The organism is Bacillus sp. GMa5/1 (assembly GCF_050172015.1).
Classification (GTDB): Bacteria; Bacillota; Bacilli; order Bacillales; family Bacillaceae_G; genus Bacillus_A; species Bacillus_A cereus.
The window spans coordinates 1-4,272 of sequence record NZ_JBNLYC010000265.1 but is presented as its reverse complement, the minus strand read 5'-3'; the positions used below and the strand labels follow the sequence as shown (position 1 = coordinate 4,272).

Below are 4,272 nucleotides of genomic sequence, written 5' to 3'. Positions count from 1 at the left end.
TAGTGATACGTGAAATACTGTCATTTGAATAAAGAAAATAGAAAATAGAATATATAATGGGTATCCAGGAAGATATTCATTAATAATAGGCGAAAAAGTTAAAAATCCAACTGCACAAGGTAACACAAACCATAACGATACAAATGTTGTTCTACAAGCTTTATCCGTAATCGCTTTTTCACGTTCATCTTCTAGTGGAAATAATAATGGATACATCCAAAAAGATAAATTCTTATATTTTTTCTTTTGAATTCTATAAAAAATTGTAACTATAATTGCTCCAATAAATAATAAAATGAATGGTACTCCATTAAACCATACTTCAAACGGGAATTTCTCGTTTTTAATTATATCTGCTAACTCTGTAATAACACTATAAAATTCAACAAATGTCCAACATGCTAGTGCAGTATAGAGTACATTTATAATATAAGAAAAAACAATTCTATTCATCCTTTTCCCCCTCCTTATTTAAAACAAACACATCTTCCATCTTTAACTGAAACACATCACAAATCGTAAGTGCCAATAACAACGAAGGAACGTAATCCCCTTTTTCAATTGCTGCAATTGTTTGTCTCGTTACTCCAACCTTTTCTGCTAATACGCTTTGCGTAAAGTTAAAACGAGCTCTTAATTCTTTTACTCTGTTTAAAATGGTCAAATTTACCACCTCTCACCATTATTGTATGCTATCCTTAACAAAATGTAAACTCAACTTAACATTATTATTATAAAAAAATCCAACTCTACGTATTGTAAAGTTGGATTACGTGTTAGTTTAAAATTGTAACTTTAACTGTTCTTCTGCCCCAACTACTTGATGAACCTTTATCTGGCATTAAAACATCAATTCTATGCCCCTTAATAGCTCCACCAGTATCGGCTGCAATTGCTACTCCATACCCTTCAACATTTACAGTCTTACCTAATGGAATAACATTTGGATCTACAGCAATTAATTTCATTCCTGGATTTGCAGTTAAGTTATAGTGTCCCCATGCAGAAAATACTTGTTGACCTGGTGCATAACCATTTTCCCCTGGATCAGCTGTATAAGCTGTAGCTTCTACATAAATTTCTTTCCCACCAGCAGTTGGCTTAGAAGTTGGTTCAGGTTTTGCAGGTTCTACCTTCGAATTATTATTAGCTACTGGTTCAGCTGGTTTACTAGCTTTTTCCTGCTTTTGCTTTTCAGCAATTTCTGCTTGTGCTTTCGCTAAAGCTTCTTGCTCTGCTTTTGCAGCCGCTTCTGCTTTTGCACGCTCTTCTGCTGCGATTCTTGCTGCTTCTTGCTCACGAGCAATCGTTTCTTGTACTGTCTTCATATTTGATTCAATTTTAGCTTTTTCTTCCGCTGCTAAATTAAGTTGACTTGCAACTTCATTATATTTAGCTTGAACTGTTTGTAAGTTATCTTGACGTTTTTTCAAGTTATCTTGCAGTTCAGCTTGCGCTTTTGCTAATTTTTGTTTGTCTACTACTAAAGATGCTTCTTTTTCGTCAATTGTTTTCTTATCTTCTTCAATTTGACGAAGATCTTGTTCTTGTAGACGTAAAATTTCTTTATCAGCTTCTAGAATAGTAGAAACTGCGTTCATACGTTGTAAGAAGTCTGCAAAGTTTTTTGACTCTACTACAACTTCTACTACTAAACTTGTATTTGAACTGTTCTGAACAGAAACCATACGTTTTCTCATAATATCTTTACGAGCAAGGACTTTATCCTCTAAAACGATAATTTCTTCCTTTTTTTGTTCAATCTGCTTATGTGTTTCATCAATTTTACGTTGAATAGCAGCTTGATCCTCTTTATTTTTTGCAATTGTATTATTTAAATTATGTAGTTCGTTTTCGATACCTTTAATTTCTTTACTAACAGCTTGCTTCTCTTGCTCTTTCTTTTGCATTTCTGCATCGTTTTGTTGCAATTGCTGTTGCATGTTGTTAAGTTTCTCGTCGTTTGACTCTGCTTTAACAGCGACTGTACTAGAAAGACCGATAATTCCTGCTAATACTAGACAGCTGATTCGCTTAAAATAGTTCATAATCCGACTCCCTTCTTATACAGTTATACATGATTTATTTTACAGTTTGTTTACAAAACGATTAAATACAGTTTATTTTTCGTGACGAAAAAAAGAGAATTATGAATAAAATGTAATAGATTCTTAAATATTTAACAATTCCTATATTTAAAAAATACAAAAGATGCTAAAATCCAAATATAGAGAAAATATAACTTTCGAAGGCGGTTGAAATAAATACATGTTTACTCAAAAAAAATCACTCCAACATACAATTGCTCAATTAGAAGAGCGTATACAAGAATTAGAAGCAGAATTAAAACAAAAAGATATTGAAAAGCAAGAGACTATTTCTACTATCCACGATCGTGTACAAAGCGTTGTACAAGAGCATCAACTTGTAAATAACCAACACAATACACTTCAAAATTTAGTTCAACAGTTAAGTTCATGTTTCGAAAATGTTTCAACACGTACGACACATTCCAATGAGTTAAATAATGAAATGTTACAAAAGGAACAAAGCTTAATTCAGTCTATTGCAGAAATTATTGACTGCTCTAATGAAGGAAAAGAATCCGTTCACCGCTTACTTATTGTAATTAATAAATTAGGTGAACAATCTCAACGCACGTCTAATAGTATGAATCATCTAAGCGAACGCTCAAAGGAAATCGAGCAAATTGTAGAAGTCATTCAAAACATTGCAGCACAAACAAATTTACTTGCATTAAATGCGAGTATTGAAGCCGCACGTGCTGGAGAGCACGGTAAAGGATTCGCTGTCGTTGCCAATGAAGTAAGAAAACTAGCGGAAAGTACAGCAGAAAGTACAAAAAACATCGGCAACTTAACGAAAAAAATTCAAGAAGAAATTGAAAAAGCATATGATAACACAAAAGATAATTTACATTTAGTCGATGAAGGTGTAGAAATGAGCGCCGATACAAATGCTAGAATTGAAAATATTTTAGTTATGATTCAAACGTTACAAAATGGTGCTACAAATGTTATTAAGGCTATCGAAAACCAAAAGTCTTGTAATGATGACATATTACGAGAATTTGCTAACACACAACAAATGTTCCATAAATTAAATACTACTATTATGAATCATATTCATGATGCTGAAAAAGTCGATGTTCAATTGTCTAAAAGTCTTCAAGGAACAGTGACTTCTTAATTAAAATTAAGAATCCCTTATACTGCTATAAGGGATTTTTATTTTATTTTGAATATTTATTTCTTTTCAATATTCATCCATATCTTTGTTATAATGGAAAAGTTGTTTCTTTCAACTAATAAACAAGGAGGTTATTATGGAACAATTTTACTACGTTTTAAAATATTTAATTCTCGGTCTGTTCCAAGGACTAACAGAACCAATTCCGATTTCTTCAAGTGGTCATCTCGTTTTAGCACAACATTTGCTAGGACTAAAAATAGAAGGGTTTAGCTTCGAACTACTTGTTAATTCAGCTTCATTATTAGCTGTATTACTTATTTATAGAAATGATTTAATTCGTCTAACGAAGAATGGTCTCTCTTATATATTTACAAGAGCAGAAGACGCAAAATCAGATTTCTTCTTTATTATTTATCTTGTTATTGCAACCATTCCAGCAGGTGTTATTGGTGTTTTATTTAAAGATTACATCGATCAGTACTTAAAAGGTGTGAAGATGGTTGGGGTTTCCCTTCTTATTACTGCTGTCGGCCTTTGGATTATTAGAAATTTACGCGGTCGTAAAAATGATGGCGACCTTTCTATGAAAGATGCAATCATCGTCGGATTAGCACAAGCTTGCGCACTGATTCCCGGAATAAGCCGATCTGGTGCCACAATCGTAGCAGCAATGTTACTTGGTATGAAGCAAGAAACAGCTCTTCGCTTCTCATTCTTACTATACATTCCTGTTAGCTTAGGTGGCTTATTGTTAAGCATTACAGACATTGCAAATGACCCAAATCTAGACACATTATTCGTACCATATGTCGTTGCATTCATCGCAACATTTATCATGACGTATATTTCACTAAAATGGTTTATGAACATTATGGCAAAAGGAAATTTAAAATATTTCTCTTTCTATTGTATTATCGTAGGTGTACTTACTCTTATTTTCTTATAAAGTAAAACTTACAAATTAAAAGCGAGTCATCTAGTGTAATAGAATGGCTCGCTTTTTTATACCTTTATTAAGTTAAAACCTGTTATTTAGGCTACACACGTGCTACAATGGAC

4 protein-coding genes and 1 pseudogene are annotated in these 4,272 nt (G+C 32.7%); 2 read left to right on the top strand and 3 right to left on the bottom strand.

Features of this window, described 5'->3' with window-relative positions:
* The 3 genes from ACQGSG_RS27005 to ACQGSG_RS26995 all read right to left on the bottom strand — a co-directional run.
* Positions 1 to 453: DUF2178 domain-containing protein (locus ACQGSG_RS27005; RefSeq protein WP_377835916.1), on the bottom strand; the 453-nt coding region annotated here is incomplete at its 3' end.
* On the bottom strand, positions 446 to 664 hold the full coding sequence (locus ACQGSG_RS27000) for a helix-turn-helix transcriptional regulator (RefSeq protein WP_000154020.1): 219 nt from the start codon (positions 662 to 664) through the stop codon (positions 446 to 448). The genes ACQGSG_RS27005 and ACQGSG_RS27000, both read right to left, overlap by 8 nt.
* Before the next feature lie 112 nt (positions 665 to 776).
* Positions 777 to 2,048 carry a 3D domain-containing protein gene (locus ACQGSG_RS26995; RefSeq protein WP_098219707.1) on the bottom strand — a complete coding sequence of 424 codons (1,272 nt, stop codon included), beginning with the start codon at positions 2,046 to 2,048 and terminating at the stop codon, positions 777 to 779.
* A gap of 631 nt (positions 2,049 to 2,679) precedes the next feature.
* Here ACQGSG_RS26995 and ACQGSG_RS26990 point away from each other — a divergent pair.
* Positions 2,680 to 3,210: pseudogene (locus ACQGSG_RS26990) on the top strand (methyl-accepting chemotaxis protein); the annotation flags it as partial.
* Between the two features lie 136 nt (positions 3,211 to 3,346).
* Positions 3,347 to 4,159, top strand: coding sequence for an undecaprenyl-diphosphate phosphatase (locus ACQGSG_RS26985; RefSeq protein ID WP_000434796.1), 813 nt, complete (start codon positions 3,347 to 3,349; stop codon positions 4,157 to 4,159).
* Positions 4,160 to 4,272: the final 113 nt, after the last annotated feature.

Excerpts from the sequence above, each read along its gene's own strand:
- ACQGSG_RS26995 (WP_098219707.1), bottom strand. The coding sequence starts at position 2,048 with ATGAACTATTTTAAGCGAATCAGCTGTCTAGTATTAGCAGGAATTATC.
- ACQGSG_RS26985 (WP_000434796.1), top strand. The coding sequence starts at position 3,347 with ATGGAACAATTTTACTACGTTTTAAAATATTTAATTCTCGGTCTGTTC.